The organism is Halocatena marina (genome assembly GCF_023276375.1).
GTDB classification, from domain to species: domain Archaea; phylum Halobacteriota; class Halobacteria; order Halobacteriales; family Haloarculaceae; genus Halocatena; species Halocatena marina.
In genome coordinates this window covers 1,609,487-1,627,493 of the sequence record NZ_JALLPK010000001.1, presented here as the reverse complement: position 1 = coordinate 1,627,493, position 18,007 = coordinate 1,609,487, and the positions used below count along the sequence as shown (strand labels likewise).

Genomic DNA, 18,007 nt, shown 5'->3' with positions numbered 1-18,007 from the left:
TCTCGGAACTCGGGACGTCGGTTGTATATTATTTTACTTGATCCGTGGGTGTGGCCCCACCAATCAGTTTGATGATCAACTATCGGTTAATCGTCTGTTTATGGATTTGCATATCCTCGATGGTCGTACGCGCCGCTGACACTCCATCCTCACTCCGTACTCGATCGTTGCGATTTGTTTGTATGTACGGGTGCTTATCAGCTATTGAAACTCTACTTTACTCTCGTGGATCGATTTCTTCTCCCGGAGCCAGCGATAGAAACCCGATCGATTGTTCTTCGAACCGTGTTTTGTCATCAACACCGGTTGCTTGACGCCTCGGTTCACAGAATTAGGGATAGAACCAAAGATGAACTGTTTGAGAAGTCCTTTCGCCGGTGAGCCGAGGATCGTCATGTCGTACGAATCCGACTGATCGATAATCGCCGTTGCGACGCTCTGACCGGTGACGATCTTTCTCTCGACGTCGACACCGTCCACGATTTGTGCAGCGGCATCGAGAATGTGCTTGCCTTCATTTCGTTGACTCTCGGTGGCATCTTCGGTAAGGACATGGACGATATCGATTGATGAACCCGACTCTCGAGCAATTGCGCGTGCCGTTTCGGCTGCCAATCCGGAGTGGGGGCCACCGCTCACAGCGACGAGGAGACGTTTTGGTCGCTCGTCTGCTTCGATGAGCTTCAAGACGAACACGTCTGACGGTGCTCGTACTATGATTTTCTCGACGGTCGCACCGCTGAGCAATCGTCGTCGTTGCGAGTGGTCGCTATGTACTTTCAGCAGCGTTCCGTGGCAATCGTACCGATCGATGATATTGGTAATTGCTCGTCGTTCGTTGTGTGTGAGACAGATCATCCCTCGTGTCGGTGCGAACTCTTGTGCCTGTTCTACGAGGCGTTCTGTCCGTCTACGCGCCGTTCGCATCAACAACTTGTCTGCTGAAAACGCTTCGTACGGCGTCTGATCTGGCACGCGAACAACACACGTGATGAGCACTTCACCGGCCCACTGACTCGCGATCGTCACCCCGACACGAAGGAGTCGCTCATTCGTCTCATCATTATTCTTCTCCAAAAGAGGGAGGAGAAGACGGTATCGGTTCGATTCTGAAATAGCACTGATAGGAGACGACTTGATTATCTTATCGAAAATGCGTGCGTCACTCTGGCCGTTTCCGGAGTATGGAGGTTGCATGCTCAATCAACTCATCTTCAATTGGAAGCTACAGCTCCCGGATATAATGCCGTTTCTCCCGTTACCTCCGAATAAAATTTGAGATGATAACGGAATAAGACGTGTTTTGATACAATACACTAACTATATGCTTACGTATTATCATTTGTGTTTCTCCCATTGTTACTAGTTATTCACATATATCAGATAAGTAATGTGTTATGAGTTAACATAACTCTTAGCACGTTCGCAGACAGAGTCTCTACTACCGGATCTGAGGTAAGTACATGTACGATACAATCTTGATCCCAACCGACGGAAGCGAAGGGGTTGAAGCTGCAATTGAGGAAGGCATCGACCTTGCCCACGTCACCGACGCAACGATTCACGTGCTATCAGTGGTCGATGACCGGCGCTTTGGAACAATCCCGGACGCAGAATGGGTTGGTCTCCACGAAGCACTCGAATCAGAGAGTGAACGTGCCGTCGAATCGGTCGCCAAGCAGGCTACTCGATCGAACGTAGAGGCTGTTACGGCTGTCGAAGAGGGACCACCCGCTGACTGGATCATCAAGTACGCCGATACAAATGACATCGACTGCATCGTCATGGGCACTCACGGCAGATCAGGGCTCGATCGGCTCCTTCTCGGAAGTGTTACCGAAACCGTCATCCGCCGTACCTCTATCCCAGTACATATTGTTCGCGTCGAGGATGAGGACAGCGAATAAACGACGAATCAGTCATTCAGAACGTGACGGCGACGCTAATAGTTCAAGGAGTTGTGACGGACAAACAGCATAGAGCGTCGGATGCGACCTTGCGTAAGCTGGATATTAGCTGAAATCCAATGCGGCAATCGTATGATCGACCTATTGTAGTTTCATGAAGGTGTTGGTATCGTTGTCGGTGAAAATTATAATTCTCCTGTAAAGGTAGAGGCCATATAAATAACAGGCTATATTCGAGAGGGACGTACTGTCTACATGCGTCTCGTCCAGGTACTCATTCCGGAGGGTGGTCGAACAGACATTCTTGCAGTGCTCGACGATGAGGGAATTGATTATGCTGTCTGGGAGGAGACTGGTCGTGGCGACTTCGAAGCGCTCGTCTCTTTTCCGGTCCCCGAGTCTGGCGTCGAACCCGTTCTCGATAATTTGTACGCAGCAGGCATCAAAGAAGAATCCTACACCATCGTCATGTCGACAGAGACGGTCATCTCCGAGCGGATCGGGGCATTGAAAAACCGGTACCAGGGCTACCGTATCTCTCGTGATGAACTCGTTGCGCATGCCGAGGATCTCGCGCCCGAATCCTCGACATTTTTTATTTTTTTGGTGGTGAGCACGCTCATCGCAACGACAGGACTGCTTCTCAATTCGGCAGCAACCATTATCGGAGCGATGGTTATTGCGCCACTGATGGGACCGGCCATCTCTGCCAGCGTTGGGGCAGTTCTTGCGGACTCTGATATGACATCGCGTGGTGTGACACTACAGGTAACCGGCCTGCTCGCCACAGTGATGACGGCTGCCACTCTTGGCCTGCTGTTGAAAGAGACGTTCCTGTTACCTCCGATCGATATTCGGACAATTCCGCAGGTCCTCGAACGAACCTCACCGAACTTCCTCTCTCTCTTCCTCGCGCTCGGATCGGGCGTTGCCGGTGCCGTGAGTGTCATCCGGGGATCTGGGTCGCCGCTCGTTGGAGTCGCCATCGCAGTAGCACTCATTCCTCCTGCCGCGACCGCAGGACTTGGCCTCACGTGGGGACATCCCGGTGTCTTCCTCACCGCAGGCGTCCTCGTACTGGTGAATCTGTTCGCTATCAATCTCGCAGCACTTGTCCTGTTGTGGATCGCTGGCTACCGACCCGAGAAAGGCGAGCACGCCTCACAGGCACTCAGAGCAGTTCGAATCCGCATCACGACCATTATTATCGGCCTCGTCCTGTTGTCGATCGTCCTCGGTGCCGTCACTTGGGCGTCATTCGAAGTTGGAACTGTTGAGACCAGTGCAAACACAAAGGTAAAGGCAATGTTCGACGACGGTCAGTTTGGTGAGCTGGAATTCGAAGAAGTCACTGTTGACTACAAACTTGATGACGTACTTTTCGGTGAACCAGCTGATGTTACCGTCGTCGTGGCGCATGGACCGAGTGCACAGTTCCCACCAGATGTTGCACAACGGATTGATGACCGTCTGACGAAAATGACAGGCGAAGATATCGTCGTTGATGTCGAATTTGTGCGAGGACAGAGCTCAACCTGAGAGTGTTTGTATAGAAAACGATATTGTGTGCTATGGCTTGTGTCGTTTGTTCAGAATGGATTTGGATTCGTTGGCTCTATACGACACAATGAAATCAGGGGTGTAGCCTCGTCATCTACTCCCTCCCCCAGTAGCTTCGTCTCCTGTCGTGGTGTCTTTGAAATCATCGTCTGTCTCTTGAGCCGTCGGCCCGATGTCGAGATCGGATGGCGGTTCCTCACCACGAAGTTGGGGGACGACGATTTGAAGGAACTGGACAACGACCACCATCAGCAGCGGTCCAAGAAAGATTCCGTACCATCCAAACAGGAGAGGACCGAGCAAATAAGCGAACATGACGAGGGAGAAGTGAAACATTTTCCCAGAGAGATACGGTCGAATATAAGTTCGGACGACATTGTCGAATGCTAGCGTCATGAATAGGAAGAACACGAGTGGATACCAGAGATACGCTGGGTTTCTCTGAATTGCCCCCAGTGCGAGGAACGCAGTAATAGCGAGGTAGACGACGGAGCGGCCAACCAACGGAACGAGCGTGAAAACGCCGGTAACAACCGCCAGTAGTATTGCCGCTGGAATAACGAGATTTCCCGGTGCAAAGAGATTGAACACGTTGTAGATGACCGCGGTCAGGATCATGATGACGAAGATAGTCAGCGTATATCCGAAGTAGATTGAGTTCAACCCCGTGTCGACCGCCTCGAGATAATCAATCGACAGCGTATCGTCTCCGAGTATCTGCTTTTTGCCCCACCGAGCGAGACGCTGATCCTCGACGAGGAGGAAAAACCCCAGCAGTAATGAGAGAAACATCATGAAAATCGAAGATGCGATAGCACCAATGAAGGCTTGGGCGTCGCCGAGTGCCGATTGTACCGACGGATTTTTGATTGTTGTGGTCGCCCTGTCGATTAGCTGATTCGGAGTATCCGGGACAGTACCCATGTTAATCGGTGACTGTGCGAGAAGTCGCGTCGCTGTATCAGAGGTTACGAACGTGGACAGTTGCCCAGCGGCGATCGAGAAAAACACGCCCAGGAAAAGCACAACCGGCACAACGATGAGAAGCAGCGAGAGCGCGGCTGAGAGGTTCTTTCTCTCAGTCTGCTTCCGGAAACGACGGTTAATCGGCCTCGCAACGTAATAAACAAACACGCCGAACACGACCCACGGTAGGAACGCGTACGCGACGGAGGCGATTATGCCGAACACGATCAGGCCAGCCACCCACCATTTTAGATTCGGTCGCTCAATGTGGATCTGTGTAGGTTTTGAAGCCATTCTCTCACACCTATGTGATACCATACAGCATCCATGCCGTTAGCGTTGCCGCTGAAAGCACACACTTTGGGCGAACTCTGCAGTCAGAATCTGTCGGTCGGAAACTGCCTTCGAAAAACGTTATTCCACTATGAGATACTCATACCGAGGCATCTTCTGGGTGCTTCAAAGAGAATTGTACTGGCTCATCCAGTTTGATCTTGATACCATTCCCGTTTGGGTTTCTTTGGACCGCGTTCAGTCTGTGGTGGGTGTCCATTATCGGACGATCACGAGCTTTCGAAGCACCAACCGGGATGGTGTGAATTGTTAAACGTTCAAAACTCACAGAAAAATAGAATGAAATAAGAGGCGAGAGTGAGAGAAATGCCTTCTAAACGATCAACAGCACTGAATCGACGGAAGCTACTTACCGTTGCTACGCTTTCGATAAGCAGCTCGATAGCTGGTTGTGCGACGCTCCAAGCTCGTCTCGAAGCGTTCCGACTCGGAACATTCGAGCGACCGATCGCCGCCGATTGGCATCTATCTCCCGGACAGTGGCCAATGAGAGATTACAATTACGCTCGAACACGCCATAATCCGTTTGCAACACCACCACGACACAACCCAGTACGTGCATGGACGTATGCCGTAAGCAGCTCGAATTTACAGTCGCTCGTCGTCAGCGATGACACCGTATTCGTTCGGAGCGAAGCAAGGCTTACAGCCTTGAACGCGACCGATGGTCGAAAACGATGGCACCGTTCTCGAAATAACAGAGAGCGTCTCATCTACATTGCTGGACGACTTTATAACGTAGCTCAAGACAGAGTGCGTGCGATTGCACCTGACGGAACTGAACTCTGGTCAACAGAACTGAATCGAGAATAGTACTCCTTACTTGAACGAACCGGAAACGAACAGCGCATGGCGTTCATCACAGTCGCTCCTCGTCTGCTGCCGAGACGAGATGACAGACATCGTCTGCAGTCCCCATCCAATTCAGGAACTGGTTCTTCGGTCGTCTCGTGTTCGTTATTCGTTTGCTCCCGCTACTGAATCCATCTCCTCGATGACCTCGTCTGCGTTTTTGATGGACGCGTCTTCGACAGCCTGTTCGATTGATCGGTCCTCTCTCTTGGTGCTTTCCTCGCTGGCTGCTCCACCGTTGGGACCGGCAACGATAGTTTCGATGTCATCGAGACCGAGCAGGTCGCGGGTTTCTTGATCGAATACCAAGCTCTCTAGGGACTCGCCATCCTCACGGACATCACTGCCAGTGAGATGCTTACCATATCGGCCAAGCGTCGACGACAATTCTTGTGGAAGCACGAACGTCGTGGAATCGTTCTGTCCGATCTCACGGAGCGTTTCCATTCCTTTGTCGATGACGGCGCGCTCGCCCATTGATTCGGCTGATTTCGCTCGCAGCACTGTGGAGATGGCATTCCCCTGTGCTTCGAGGATCAGAGAGCGTTTCTCGCCTTCCGCGCGAATGATATTCGATCGCTTGTTCCCTTCGGCTCGCTCAATTGCACTCCGTCGTTCACCCTGTGCTTCGAGAATCATCGCTCGGCGACGACGCTCGGCACTCGTCTGTTGCTCCATCGCCTGCTGCACCTCCATCGAAGGATTGACTTCGCGCACCTCGACGCTCTCGACACGGATGCCCCATTCGTCGGTTGGTTCGTCCAATTCTTTTCGGATTTTCGCGTTGATCTCTTGGCGTTTGTTCAGCGTGTCGTCCAGTTCCATGTCACCCAACACTGCCCGCAGCGTCGTCTGCGCGAGGTTCGACACAGCTCTCATGTAGTCATGAACTTCGAGAAACGCCTTCTTCGCATTCATCACGCGGATATAGACGACGGCATCGGCTGTCACCGGCGAGTTGTCTCGTGTGATCGCCTCCTGACGCGGGACGTCGATCGTCTGTGTCCGCATATCGAACGTGTACGTCTTGCTGACGAACGGCGGGATGAAGTTGATTCCCGGTTCGAGAATCTCTCGATACTCACCGAAAACGGTCAGTGCTTCCCGGTTGTACGCATCGACCATTTCAACCATCTGCCAAACCGTAACAGTGGCTATTGCGAGTATGACGACGCCAATTGCCGTAGCGATACTTATCTCCGGAATCGCTTGAAGTGGGATGTGTCCCACCATACAGAAGAGTTAGATCTCTGTATTGGTAAGTGTTAACAATACAACTACATCGGTCGACAAAGGAGGACTGATTCAGTACGGTCAACGACCAGACGAGTCCTTATGATTACCTACTCTGTTTGTGCCACGTCTACACTCCGTGCGCCAGTCGCACCCGTGTTGCGTTGCTTGAATGAGAATCACTTCGACCGTTCCACAGCGGCAACGACAGAAATACCATCTCTTACTGATATCGACTGAAGATGGAGCGTTTCGGTGTGACCAACGCCAAACAGCCCGACTCAGAGAGCAGCCGTCATTCGTCGGGTCTCGTCGGTGTTACTGGATACTATCGTGCATGACGTCTATCAATGGTTCGTTGGCGAATCGCGGGACACAGGTGATTAGCCCCGGACGGTATCGATCGCTGCTTCGATGTCGTGACAGAAATCAGATAAAACAGCTGTGGGATTGGGATCTGTTACCCGTGCCGCGAACCCCTGTACATCGACAGTGAATACGCGGGCTGCGGACAGATCCCCGTCACGGACTGTGAGATCGAGAATCGCCTCGCGGTAGAGCACGAACGTGCGAGACGCGTCGACAGCGAGGTGTTCGATCAAACGCTCATCGAGGGTGGCGAGCAGATCGGCAGCGACACGGAGCTCACACCGCTGTGATGTGTGCTCGGCACATGGCATAGTATTTACTAACACCCTCTACTATAAAAACCTCCGTCAGACACTCACCGCATCAGCTGTGAGATCATTGTATGGGATGTGCGCGTCCAACAGCAGGACGCAGGAGGAATAGGCCGCGAAAGTCGCTGTCTGTTGAGCGGAGACATCACTACAAAATCACTATTCACAGTCGAACACGGAAGAGAGACATACTATTTCTACTGTTGAGACAGTGCCAAGATATCCAGAGAATATCCCAACGAGCACATATCGGATGCGCGGGAACTGTACACGGAACCCGACGAACGTCGTTCCAAACCATGACCGACCAAACAGAACTCCTCCACCACGTGTTGAACCGCCTGCGCCCGACTCCGACGGCACGCGAAGCAACTGTCTACCGTCTGACTATCGGCGAGCGCCTGCTCCTCGTAGAACTCGATACGGTAACAGCTGGTCGCGTTGCGGGTGCTGCACACCGTCCCCCAGGCGATTCCTGCAACGATGTTGAAGGAATGGACGGATTGGCGCTCGCGGAATGGGCGATATCATCGCCGACCGGCACGGTAGCGAAGGCTGCGGGAATCGCAGCGCTGAATGCCCTGTCAGTCCCGGAACTGAACTGGCGGGTCGGCGATCCGATGGCAGCCATCGACGGTGCGGACGTTATCGGAACCATCGGACTGTTCCAGCCTGCACTCAAGAACTTCGACGCACGCGAGGTGCGTGTCGTAGAGCGCGAGCCAATCGAAGAGGTCGATTCACCATCGGGTGTTTCGGTCTCGATGTTCGGACCCGATGAGCACGAGGAAGCAATCGACAGCGTCGAGATTCTGTTTGTAACTGGATCGTCGCTCATTTACGGCGGGGTTGACACATATTTGCACGCCGCTGAAACGGTCCCAACGGTTGTCTTGATCGGGGCAACGGCTTCGTTTCTCCCTGGTCCGGCATTCGAGACAGGTGTCACGATGCTCGCTGGTGCGCAGGTAACTGATGCTGATAGCGTCCGGAGAGGTATTCGTGCTGGCGCGTGCGGGACCGATCTGCACAATTCTGGTCTCGACAAAGTGTACGTCGCAGCTGACTACTCACTGCCCGGACTCGATATGCGCAGATAGCGCGTTTCTACAAATCCAGACACTGCAAACGTGACGCGAAACACTGGCATCTCGAAATCTGAGAAATCAGTCGCGTATTTGACGACGGCCTAACACTCGGCGAACGCCCGGATTGGCATCGCGACCGTGTCGGTGGCTTTGATTGGGATCGTATACAATCGGAACGCTCTGTCGGAAAGTGCATCTAACTGGCACAAATTCTCTACGATGAGAACGTCTTCAGCCAAGAGTTTCGTGTGTGCAGGTCGATCGAGGTTCCGATCATCGTCAATATTGATCGTGTCGACGCCGACGAGTGCGACGTTCTCTACAAGGAGCCGGTCGATGAGTGATTCTGAGATGTACGGATACTCCCGGTAGTCCGCTGTCCCCCAGTGGGAATCCCAGCCGAAATTAAACAGTACTGCCATCCCAGAGAGATCAACACCGGCTGGAAGCACCGATTCACTGATAGCTTCGTATGGATCCCTTCCTCTGACATCGATAACGATCCCCTCGTTGATTAGTTCGGACAGGTCAAGTTCCGCGATATCTTTTTCGCCAGCATACCGGTGTGCAGGGGAATCGAGATACGTCCCAACTGATGTCTGAAATTGCATCTCAGTGATTTCGAACGAACACCGGCCATCGAATTTCGGTCGGGCGTCCTCGTGAGTGAGAAACGGCTCAATTGCTGCTGTATACTCCGTGTAGCTTCCGTCTGCGTCGTGTAATCGAAACCCTGGCATTCCGTCCCGAAACGTGTGTGTCAGATCGACGAATTCGACCATGAGCAGAGTACGAGAGAGGTCAAATATAAATATAGATCCAAAAAACGCCGTTCACAGACGACCGTACGGACTATTTGTGTGGCCACGTAGCTGATGACTGTTGTTCCAGAAACGCACGTATCTCTGTCTCGTTCTGACTGTTGATCCGATGTTCTGATCGGTAGAGACAGAAACGGGAGCTACTGCAAGCCAGTCATAACGATAACTACACTTTTCGTAACGCATCAATATGGGAGTTGAAACTACACCTGGTATAGAGAGTATGTAATGCCTATATTTGGCCGAATCGGCAGGCAGGAACTGGTTCAGATTACTCTTCAGGCGGGCGATCTTGTTGCACTATCAATCATATAGCCAAATTTCGGCGACTGCTGGCAGCGTTTCCACTCGGACGCCGGGCTAACCCGAACAGAGTGCCTCACTACCCGATTTCAGTTTCCTTCTTCAGCAGCGTCAGCGTATTATCGGCCGTCACAATCGGTGCGTGCTCGTATTCCCCAGTCAATTCGACCTGAACGAGCAGATCAACCGCCCGCCAAATCGAGTAGAGCAGCCACGCGAACGCGAAGTAGAAGAAGCGGAGTCCGAAATCCTTGGACGTCGTCGCGGCCATGAATCGTTTGATCGACCTGTACCCACTCTTGATCTCCCAGCGATAGCCATACTCTCTGAGGATGCCACGCCTCAGTTGAACATGAATACCGAGTTCTGTCAGTGGTCATCGTGTTCAGAGTTCTCTTTCCGGTGGTAGATCAGCGTCGTCTCGTGCCACTCATTATCGCGAGATGGAGTTTCCGATCCGTCTCGTTGCGGTCTCTCCCCCGCTTGAGCAGCCGCTTCGCCTGTGATCGTTCACTAGTCTGCATTCGCTTGGACACGATATACGAGAGCCCGCTTCGCCGCCATTGATTGTCAGCGAGATAGCATCGGCTCGCTATCTCCCTATCGGTGAGGGGACTGTACGGCTGTTCCCTAACGTACTATCATCGGAAGCTGGTGGGGCTAAATTGTAGGTCTCCAAAAACAATTCGTTCTCGGAACGCGTGATTCGAATATCGAACGCTCGTGTTTGTTAACTGGCGATCCGCAACACTAGTTGTTCGGGAGTAAATGGTGCAGACTCCGAGTCGTTCAGAGCACAGCCACTTCCTCCGACAGACGTGGCGATGAGACCACCAAGGAGGGTACGGCGTGACGGACGGTACATATCTGAGATCTATTCGATAAGCGTAAAAATTTATTTATTATTATATCCTCCTTATCTTCATTGGAAACTGAAAAATCATAGATACGCACTCTCTATCTTACACTCCTCTATCCATTGAAACCGCTAATCACAACTACAGGCTTTCTGAAGAGATGTGACCGAGGACGCTACACTCCCGGTAACGGCATCTTCGGAGCGTTCCACGCCAGTAGCACGGCTTCCCCAGACCTCTCCGCCAAAGCAATCACGACGAGAGTATCTTAGGAAGATCTGCTAGGGACGACAGCGTGTATGTTGGCTCCGGATCGTTCACACCTCGGCGTCTGTCGTCGAAGGGGATCCAGGCGGTATCGAGACCGAGCTTGTTCGCGCCTTTGACGTCCCTAAAGAGAGAGTCACCGACTTTCAGAACCCTGCTGGGCTCTACTCGCAGTCGGTCTAAGGCCAGTTCGAACGGATCACTCGCCGGTTTTACCTGCGGCACGTCGGTTCCAAAGATGACCGTGTCGAAGTGCTTTGTCAGTCCAACCGCCTGGAGTTTAGTCGTGTGCGTGTTTTCCGAACCGTTCGTCACGATAGCAGTGGCGAGGTCCGCTGTCGATTCGATGGCAGTGTCGGCACCGGGGCGAAGGGACACCGCCTGATTGTCTAGGACGTCGTTGTACGCTTGAACGAGTTCACTGGCGGGGACATCGGTATCAGTGGCCGCGGCCGCGGTTGCAAACACGCGGCGTTCGTAGCTTACGGCATCCAACTCTTCTGACCCTTCTCGAACGACTTCGGCCGCAAGTTCAAGGGTTTCGGGCTGACAGAACGGTTCTATGCCGGTTGCGGAACACGCAGCGTCGAACAGGGTTGCGGGATCTTGATCATGCTCGACGAGGGTTCTGTCGAGGTCAAAAATAACCGCCTCGTACCCACGTTGGGAGACGTGACTTCTCATACGCGTACCTCCGAGATACAGCTGAGTGAATTCTCTCTCAGTTCCGCCGTTGTCGCCGCGACGTATACGTCCGTTCTGTTGGCGGGGAACAGCCCATTTTCGGCGGTGAAGAGTTCTCCGAGTCGTTGTTCCTCACGGTCAGGGTGGTAGCAGTAGACGCCGTCGAGCCTACCACGCGAGAGTAACACCCAGTAACGCGTCGGACACCAACTCTCCAGTCGTCGCTTACACCGCGATTCTATGAGCCGGTCGATCGGAGTAGCTGTTTCGAACCGGTTGACGGCGACACCGTTGACGGTTGGGTCCGGTTCGGTGTCGTTTTTCTTCATAGTTCCTCCCGGTCAGCCCATTCGGGTGCCAGCAAGCCGAACTGGTACGTGTCCCTAAACTCCCCTCGTGTGAAGTGAGCGTCACGGGCAGTGCCTTCGTGGACAAACCCGAATCGGTCAAGGAGCCGTTCAGACGAGTTATTTCCTTCGAACACTTCGGCATCTACCCTGTGGAGGCCACGTTCGTTGAACGCGTATTCCAGTAGTAGCGACACTGCTTCCGTCGCGTACCCATTTCCCCTGTGTGTTTTAAAGAGCCAGTAGCTGAGTGTCCCCGACGTGTCGTCAACGTCAAACAGATTCACCGTGCCAGCAATGGATGCATCAACTCCGAAATGCTTCAGCTCTGTACCTTTACTTTCGCTTATATTCACCTGCCGATCTTGAGAGCACTCCTCATCGCACAGACAGATGAAGAAGTTGATGCTTGATTCGTCCGCGATGATGGATTCGACGAACTCTTGAACTTTCGAACGCGGCCATGGCGCATTAAAACCGAGGCTATGTCGAAACGCAGGGTTGTTCCGGACCCAACCGAGAATCGTATGGTCTCGGTCAGTCTGTTCTATCACTCGAAGGGCGACATCTGTCCCTTCCAAGAAGATGTGTCCTGGCATGTATATTTCCGTTAGAACGTGTGTAGAGACTCGGTAAATTCATTTGGAGAAATTGTCTTCCCATTCTTGGTGTAACGAGTCGATTCTCGTTGCTCGCCTCCAAACGGGTGTATCTATTAGTGGCTGTTCTGTGCCCATCTGTATGGGGCGACCAGGCCGTAATTCGGACGAGAATGGTCCGTCTGGAGCCGTGAATCACGGCGACTCGTTCGGACAACTCGCAAATACGACGCGCTTGGAGATCGTGCAGGTTCTCGCCACCGAAGATACCACGATCGGCTACACGGAGTTATTCGAACAGGTCTCCATCGGCGACAGGGGGCAGTTCAATTACCACCTCCGGCTACTCGTTGATGGGTATGTTCAGAAGTCTGAAGACGGGTATCGACTGGCCCAATCGGGAGTGCGAGCAGCCAACGTGCTCGCGTCGAACTCTCTGGAGAATGGTGCGAACTGTCAGTTCGAGCAGGTTGACTCGCAGTGTGGGACCTGTGGGTGTGAAGCAGTTGAAATCGGATATAGAGCAGGTGAGGGGATCGTCCGTTGTCCTGACTGTGAACGGCACCTGACACGGTTCGATTTCCCCCCGGCTGCTGTGGACACGTACACTCTTCAGGAATTTGTAGACGCATTTTCACGGCGAACTCGAGCGTACTTCAGGCAGGCAGACGACGGCATTTGTCCGTTCTGTGCTCACTCACTATCGACTGAAATCCAACCCTCGGCCGCTACTCAGGCTGATGAAATTCCGGTTGTTGGGAACTGCTCGGAGTGTCCTGCCGGGATCCGTGCGCCAGTTGGTTTACTCCTCTCGAATCGACCGCGAATCCAGTCGTTGTTTGCTGACTCGGAAGTTGCTTTCCGAGAGACTCCCTTCTGGGAGTTTGAGTGGTGTACGTTTGCTGCTCCCACTATCCAACAAACAGATCCACTTGTCGCGAGTCTCACGATCGAGGTAGCCGATACATCCGTTTCAGTACTAGTGAATTCGAGGGTAGAGATTCTTGAAATTCAGTACTGATGCTCGTTGGTGATGCTCTTGACTACTGCCGTCATCGTTATGCATTGATAGAAACAGTCTCAACTTCAACATCAATGAGTTAGTAACGAACGATGGCCAAAGCCGTTCTTCCGTTGCTTGATGAGCTTCGAATCCTTGCCCAAAACGGGTTAGCGTACGCAGATAGTCCGTACGATGAAGAGCGGTATACCCGGATATTAGATCTTGTGAGTGAATACTATGGTGAGATATCGGATATACCGAAAGCAGAGGTTCAATCCCGATTCGAGGCAGAGTTGGGGTACGTAACGCCGAAGGTGGGAGCGCAAGCCGCACTCTTCAATGAGGAGGAAGAAATTCTATTACTAAAACGAAGTGATGACAAAAAGTGGTGTCTCCCAGGGGGAGCGACTGAACCGGGTGAATCACCCGAAGAAACAGCCGTGCGCGAGACACGAGAGGAAACCGGTCTCAGCGTTCGTCCGGCAACTCTCGTAGGGCTCAATACACGACGACCAGACACTGAATACGGACCACATAGCCACGTTTCTGCAACGTATCTCTGTGAGATCACTGGTGGGACGCTCAGGGGCTCACACGAAAGTGATGACCTCCAATGGTGGACGATCGAACACGTCACCGAGTGGCATAAGGATCATCACAAATTCGCAATACGGGCGCAGAAAGAATGGATGGATGAATAAGTGTCCTACCTGCCAGTTGTTTCAGCTGATCTAAGATATACACAGTAGGATCTCAACAACGCCAAAGCAACGATACAACTGATAGCACATCAGTCGTTCTCTGGGACGACACGACTTCCTAATATCGAGTCGCGGTCGCGGATGCGATATCGATCTCAATCAGTGTACTCTGTGGCTCGTCAGAAAGTGCTTGGCGGTAGTATTCGGGCCACTCCTCCTCGTTGGCACCGAGATATTTCGTGAACACATCGCGCGCTGCCTCGTTGATGCGCGTGGAGTCTGTCTGTACGGTTCCCGTACCTAGCAATGTTGCCATCCACTCAGCGTCTCCATTGGTGTTCTTCTCGATCGAAACTGCGACCTGCGGGTTCTCCTGAACATTTGCGAGCTTCTTCCCACCAGTGAGGAGAGAAAGCGTCCCATCGTCGTAGGCGTACCAGACGGGAGCAACGTGTGGCCGATCGTCGACCGAGGTTGCAAGGTGGGCCATGAGCTTGGCGTTGCTGATCAGTTCCTCAACATCCGGTGAGACGCTCATACGAAGCGTTCATTCGCCATCGGTAAAGCTTGATGGGAGAAACAATCAGATTAATTTTATTTTGTGGGTCTGTTATACGCGGGCTGGTCGATCGCTCCACTGACGTTCTGGATTAGCTACTCAGTCGTGACCGAGCACTCCTTGTCGTCTCTCGCGTCGCTATGCGCGCTGGAAGAAATAGTAACCGGCGATGCGGTGGCGACGGCAGTCGGCCACCGGCAGCCCTCCCAGCCGTGCCAACATCATCGGGAGAATGTCCATCCCGTGTGTCAATCACCGTGTCTACTATGCCAACAGCGAGTTTCGTACAACTAATGAGCTCCGATCGAGAACGTTCGGTGCCACTCGAGGCTCCACTGCCCCCTGATGAAGAGGTTGAGGAGCTACTAGACCATCTCGAAGAGGCAGAAGAGTCGGTCGATTCGCGCAATCAACGGCGTGCAATTCGACGGACACGGTGGCTCCTCACACATCTTCCAGGAGTGAACCGGTTCGGCATCGACGACATCGCCCAGCAAATCGTCGGCGGATTCATCCTGTCTGCGCCGTTTGTGGTGACCGAGGAAGTGTGGCTGCTCGCCGCTTCGATGAGTAACCTCCAGTCAGCAATCACCGTCATCATGGTTGGTGCAATCGGATACGGGACGCTCTATCAAGCAGAGGATCGTGATGCAGACAGTGAACGAGGGATCAGTGGTGTTCCATTCAGATTTCTCTCACTCCTCGTGATCTCCTATGCGTCGGTTGCAATACTTGCGTTCGTCCTCGATGCACCAGCTACGTTCGCCGCGACACCACAGGCAACGTTCAAAGCAATCGGGATCGGGGCAGTTTTCAGCGTTATCGGCGCGGCAACAGCCGATAGCCTCTTCTGAGTGTCTTTGCTGTAAGAAGAAGACATCACGCAACGAGTGCGCTAGCCATTGACCGTGTTGTTCGCCCGAGTCACGTTACTTGACCCCGCTAGCACAATGTCGGCAGGGTTGTTCGATAAGAAATTATCTGTGACCACGATGTCGTTACTGGAGAGCAAGAGTATTCCTTGCACGCTATTTTCGGTCGCAGTATTCGCGGTGATGACGTTATCGCGGCTGTGGAGAAGACGAATACCGACGGCGTTCTGGCTGGCGGTATTGTCTGCTATCGTGTTCTGACTCGATAGATCTCCGAGATAGACCCCGTAGAATCGGTTCGAGACGGTGTTGTTCACGACTCGGTTGCTATCCGCTTCGGACAACCAGATACCAGAAATACGATTCGAGGCAGCTCTGCTGTTGCGTACCGTGTTGTTGTCAGCACCGATGAGGACGATCCCGTGTTCGTTGGCTGTCACAACGTTCGACCGGATCGTGTTGTTCGACGCTCCGGCGACGAGATGAATGCCAAACAGGGAGTTCGACGTAGCGGTGTTGTTCGTGAGCGTGTTGTCGTTGCTTTTCTTCTGCAGTGAAATTCCGTAGACGGTGTTCGCTGTGGCGGTGTTGTTCAGAACGGTATTATTGCTCGAACCAACGAGCGTGAGACCGACCCGATTGCGGGCCGTTGTCGTGTTTGTAATCGTTCCGTTGTTCACCGTGAGGTAGCGGATGCCGTCGTCCCAGTCCGTCACGTTCGCGTTTTGGACGGTAACGTTCGTGGTCGGTTTGCCAGACGATTCGACGAGGACGCCAGCAGTGCCGAACGTTCCTCTCCCATCGATCGCGTGGCTATTGCCGTCGAATACGACATTACTCGCAACGATTCGTATGCACGTCCCCGCACTCGTATTGGTGATGTCCGCTGTGAGTTCGTATCGACCCGGTTGGTCGATCGTGGTACAATCGTCGATCTGTCCAGCATTCTGTGTCCTCTGTTGTTCTGGTTCGAGGCCTCGGATCCCAAGGTACGCTGCTGTTATCAGCACGAGCAAAAGCACGCCCGTGAGCACCACTGTTCGAAGCGTGCTCGTATCGAGATCTACGTCAATCATACTCGGATTGGATCCAAACTGGCTGTGACACCACCCAGTCCATCAGTGGTGTCAATTTCGACCACGGCGCACTCTGCGTCGTCTCACCGACAGTCCACAGAATCCGTTTACTCATACCAGATACTCATCCGCGAACGGCGTATAGCTACCGCCACTCAAAGCATTCGTTATACTTTAATCCTAACGAGCGCATCACTCTGGCGCGATACCGCCCTCGTTTCTAGTGAGAAGGTAGAGTACGAACGAAGAGAGCCAATGTGAGCCGGCGTATTCATCAGTGAACGCTCGATCTAACCCACGCTCTGTGTGCTGTTTAGCGCTCCGTTCGAACGCCTCGACGTACTGGTGATCTTTCAGCGTTGACGCGAGTCCTGCCAAGCACCACGCTTTCGAGAGGTTGAGTCCGACTAGATGAAGTGCAACCCCTTCATCTCGATTCGGATTTGTGTGAACGGGTTCGAGGATCGTGTCGTAGGGTGCAGTCGTTACGTCAGGCAAGAACTGTTCGATCCACATCGTGAACTCGTTCCGGGAATAGACACGCCGCATGAGGTCAGCCTCTGTCAGTGACGGAGACAAGAAATCCCAGCCCAGCGGCTCGTATTCGACTGGATAGTTCCTATCCTCAGCGTAGAACGCTGTTGCCGTGTCAGTGACCGCGGACTCCAATCTCTCATTGGATAGTGTCCTCGCGTAATCAAGGATGCAGTGCAAGGCAAACGCGGAGTTCTGATGCGTTCCGACCCGAAATGGCCGCTTTTGAGAGAGAAATTCGGATTCGACAAGCATTACAATCGTTTCCTCCAACGGCTTGATAATCGATCTCCACGCGGCTGCCCGGTCATCTTCCCACAGACACAGCTCTGAGACGAGGTGTAAAAACCACGCCCACCCGTACGGTTTCTCGAAGGTCTCGTTGTCCTCGAAATGTTCGACTTCGCGCGCAATATTCTCGGCTGTGAATCGATCATCGATGCGGTCTACGATATCGGATCTTGCGGGATGCTCATCGAACAGTCGAAGCTGACGAATGAGCGCCCAGTGGCTGTGTACCGATGAATGCCAGTCGTAGCAGCCGAAAAACACCGGATGGCGTTCGGTCGGACGCTCGATCCCGTCGGGTGAATCGACCGAGCGTGCGTAGTGCGGAAACTCGGTATCGATCGAATCAAGTGGGTGATTCGAGAGGCGTTCTGCAACATCCGGTCCGAGTTGATCGCTCCTTCCCGACAGAAGCGCCTCCATTCTGATGGCTGTAAGCGGATTCATCTCTGCGAT

The 18,007-nt window shown here is 53.0% G+C and carries 20 protein-coding genes and 1 pseudogene; 7 read left to right on the top strand and 14 right to left on the bottom strand.

Annotation, left to right across the window (positions count from 1 at the left end):
- Positions 1 to 201: 201 nt before the first annotated feature.
- The gene (locus tag MW898_RS07420; RefSeq protein WP_248905873.1) at positions 202 to 1,197 is read right to left on the bottom strand and encodes a universal stress protein; all 996 of its coding nucleotides are present in this window, start codon (positions 1,195 to 1,197) and stop codon (positions 202 to 204) included.
- Between the two features lie 266 nt (positions 1,198 to 1,463).
- On the opposite strand from MW898_RS07420, the gene MW898_RS07415 reads away from it, so the two are divergent.
- Together MW898_RS07415 and MW898_RS07410 are read left to right on the top strand one after the other, a co-directional pair.
- The gene (locus MW898_RS07415; protein WP_248905872.1) at positions 1,464 to 1,907 is read left to right on the top strand and encodes a universal stress protein; all 444 of its coding nucleotides are present in this window, start codon (positions 1,464 to 1,466) and stop codon (positions 1,905 to 1,907) included.
- Positions 1,908 to 2,162: 255 nt separating this feature from the next.
- Positions 2,163 to 3,446: a TIGR00341 family protein gene (locus MW898_RS07410; protein WP_248905871.1), complete on the top strand. Its 1,284-nt coding sequence runs from the start codon at positions 2,163 to 2,165 to the stop codon at positions 3,444 to 3,446.
- Positions 3,447 to 3,557: 111 nt separating this feature from the next.
- Here MW898_RS07410 and MW898_RS07405 read toward each other — a convergent pair whose 3' ends face one another.
- On the bottom strand, positions 3,558 to 4,727 hold the full coding sequence (locus tag MW898_RS07405; RefSeq protein WP_248905869.1) for an AI-2E family transporter: 1,170 nt from the start codon (positions 4,725 to 4,727) through the stop codon (positions 3,558 to 3,560).
- Between the two features lie 366 nt (positions 4,728 to 5,093).
- Here MW898_RS07405 and MW898_RS07400 point away from each other — a divergent pair, with 366 nt between their 5' ends.
- Positions 5,094 to 5,600, top strand: coding sequence for an outer membrane protein assembly factor BamB family protein (locus MW898_RS07400; protein WP_248905867.1), 507 nt, complete (start codon positions 5,094 to 5,096; stop codon positions 5,598 to 5,600).
- Between the two features lie 144 nt (positions 5,601 to 5,744).
- Here the strand turns inward: MW898_RS07400 and MW898_RS07395 are convergent, their stop codons facing one another.
- Both MW898_RS07395 and MW898_RS07390 read right to left on the bottom strand, forming a co-directional pair.
- On the bottom strand, positions 5,745 to 6,773 hold the full coding sequence (locus tag MW898_RS07395; protein WP_373689880.1) for an SPFH domain-containing protein: 1,029 nt from the start codon (positions 6,771 to 6,773) through the stop codon (positions 5,745 to 5,747).
- Positions 6,774 to 7,255: 482 nt separating this feature from the next.
- Positions 7,256 to 7,552 carry a hypothetical protein gene (locus tag MW898_RS07390; protein ID WP_248905864.1) on the bottom strand — a complete coding sequence of 99 codons (297 nt, stop codon included), beginning with the start codon at positions 7,550 to 7,552 and terminating at the stop codon, positions 7,256 to 7,258.
- 299 nt (positions 7,553 to 7,851) lie between these two features.
- Between MW898_RS07390 and MW898_RS07385 the strand changes: the two genes are divergently transcribed.
- Complete coding sequence (locus MW898_RS07385) at positions 7,852 to 8,652, top strand: Rossmann-like domain-containing protein (protein WP_248905863.1); 801 nt, start codon at positions 7,852 to 7,854, stop codon at positions 8,650 to 8,652.
- Positions 8,653 to 8,741: 89 nt separating this feature from the next.
- Here MW898_RS07385 and MW898_RS07380 read toward each other — a convergent pair whose 3' ends face one another.
- The 6 genes and pseudogenes from MW898_RS07380 to MW898_RS07360 form a co-directional block, all read right to left on the bottom strand.
- A complete protein-coding gene (locus MW898_RS07380) occupies positions 8,742 to 9,422 on the bottom strand; it encodes a cyclase family protein (RefSeq protein WP_248905862.1) in 681 nt (226 codons plus the stop codon).
- Positions 9,423 to 9,843: 421 nt separating this feature from the next.
- A pseudogene (locus tag MW898_RS07375) lies at positions 9,844 to 10,375 on the bottom strand (transposase); the annotation flags it as partial.
- A 119-nt stretch (positions 10,376 to 10,494) separates the two neighbouring features.
- Positions 10,495 to 10,629 carry a hypothetical protein gene (locus MW898_RS25575; protein WP_264383132.1) on the bottom strand — a complete coding sequence of 45 codons (135 nt, stop codon included), beginning with the start codon at positions 10,627 to 10,629 and terminating at the stop codon, positions 10,495 to 10,497.
- A 244-nt stretch (positions 10,630 to 10,873) separates the two neighbouring features.
- On the bottom strand, positions 10,874 to 11,572 hold the full coding sequence (locus MW898_RS07370) for an HAD family hydrolase (protein ID WP_248905861.1): 699 nt from the start codon (positions 11,570 to 11,572) through the stop codon (positions 10,874 to 10,876).
- Positions 11,569 to 11,901 carry a hypothetical protein gene (locus tag MW898_RS07365; RefSeq protein ID WP_248905860.1) on the bottom strand — a complete coding sequence of 111 codons (333 nt, stop codon included), beginning with the start codon at positions 11,899 to 11,901 and terminating at the stop codon, positions 11,569 to 11,571. Before MW898_RS07365 ends, MW898_RS07370 begins: the two co-directional genes overlap by 4 nt.
- On the bottom strand, positions 11,898 to 12,518 hold the full coding sequence (locus MW898_RS07360; protein WP_248905859.1) for a GNAT family N-acetyltransferase: 621 nt from the start codon (positions 12,516 to 12,518) through the stop codon (positions 11,898 to 11,900). Before MW898_RS07360 ends, MW898_RS07365 begins: the two co-directional genes overlap by 4 nt.
- 142 nt (positions 12,519 to 12,660) lie before the next feature.
- On the opposite strand from MW898_RS07360, the gene MW898_RS07355 reads away from it, so the two are divergent.
- Complete coding sequence (locus tag MW898_RS07355) at positions 12,661 to 13,539, top strand: DUF7351 domain-containing protein (RefSeq protein ID WP_248905858.1); 879 nt, start codon at positions 12,661 to 12,663, stop codon at positions 13,537 to 13,539.
- A gap of 92 nt (positions 13,540 to 13,631) precedes the next feature.
- Entirely contained in the window at positions 13,632 to 14,222 is a 591-nt protein-coding gene (locus MW898_RS07350) for an NUDIX hydrolase N-terminal domain-containing protein (RefSeq protein ID WP_248905856.1), read from the top strand.
- A 118-nt stretch (positions 14,223 to 14,340) separates the two neighbouring features.
- Here MW898_RS07350 and MW898_RS07345 read toward each other — a convergent pair whose 3' ends face one another.
- The gene (locus tag MW898_RS07345; RefSeq protein WP_248905854.1) at positions 14,341 to 14,760 is read right to left on the bottom strand and encodes a pyridoxamine 5'-phosphate oxidase family protein; all 420 of its coding nucleotides are present in this window, start codon (positions 14,758 to 14,760) and stop codon (positions 14,341 to 14,343) included.
- A gap of 482 nt (positions 14,761 to 15,242) precedes the next feature.
- Here MW898_RS07345 and MW898_RS26195 point away from each other — a divergent pair, with 482 nt between their 5' ends.
- Positions 15,243 to 15,635: a DUF2391 family protein gene (locus MW898_RS26195; RefSeq protein ID WP_373689879.1), complete on the top strand. Its 393-nt coding sequence runs from the start codon at positions 15,243 to 15,245 to the stop codon at positions 15,633 to 15,635.
- 41 nt (positions 15,636 to 15,676) lie between these two features.
- Here MW898_RS26195 and MW898_RS07335 read toward each other — a convergent pair whose 3' ends face one another.
- The 3 genes from MW898_RS07335 to MW898_RS07330 form a co-directional block, all read right to left on the bottom strand.
- Positions 15,677 to 16,729, bottom strand: a complete 1,053-nt coding sequence (locus MW898_RS07335; protein ID WP_248905851.1) for a right-handed parallel beta-helix repeat-containing protein — start codon at positions 16,727 to 16,729, stop codon at positions 15,677 to 15,679.
- Positions 16,722 to 16,844, bottom strand: a complete 123-nt coding sequence (locus MW898_RS25570; RefSeq protein WP_264383131.1) for a hypothetical protein — start codon at positions 16,842 to 16,844, stop codon at positions 16,722 to 16,724. The genes MW898_RS07335 and MW898_RS25570 overlap by 8 nt, the downstream gene beginning before the upstream one ends.
- A gap of 77 nt (positions 16,845 to 16,921) precedes the next feature.
- Positions 16,922 to 17,998 (bottom strand): DUF2891 domain-containing protein, encoded by a 1,077-nt coding sequence (locus MW898_RS07330; RefSeq protein ID WP_248905849.1) that lies wholly within the window; start codon positions 17,996 to 17,998, stop codon positions 16,922 to 16,924.
- Positions 17,999 to 18,007: the final 9 nt, after the last annotated feature.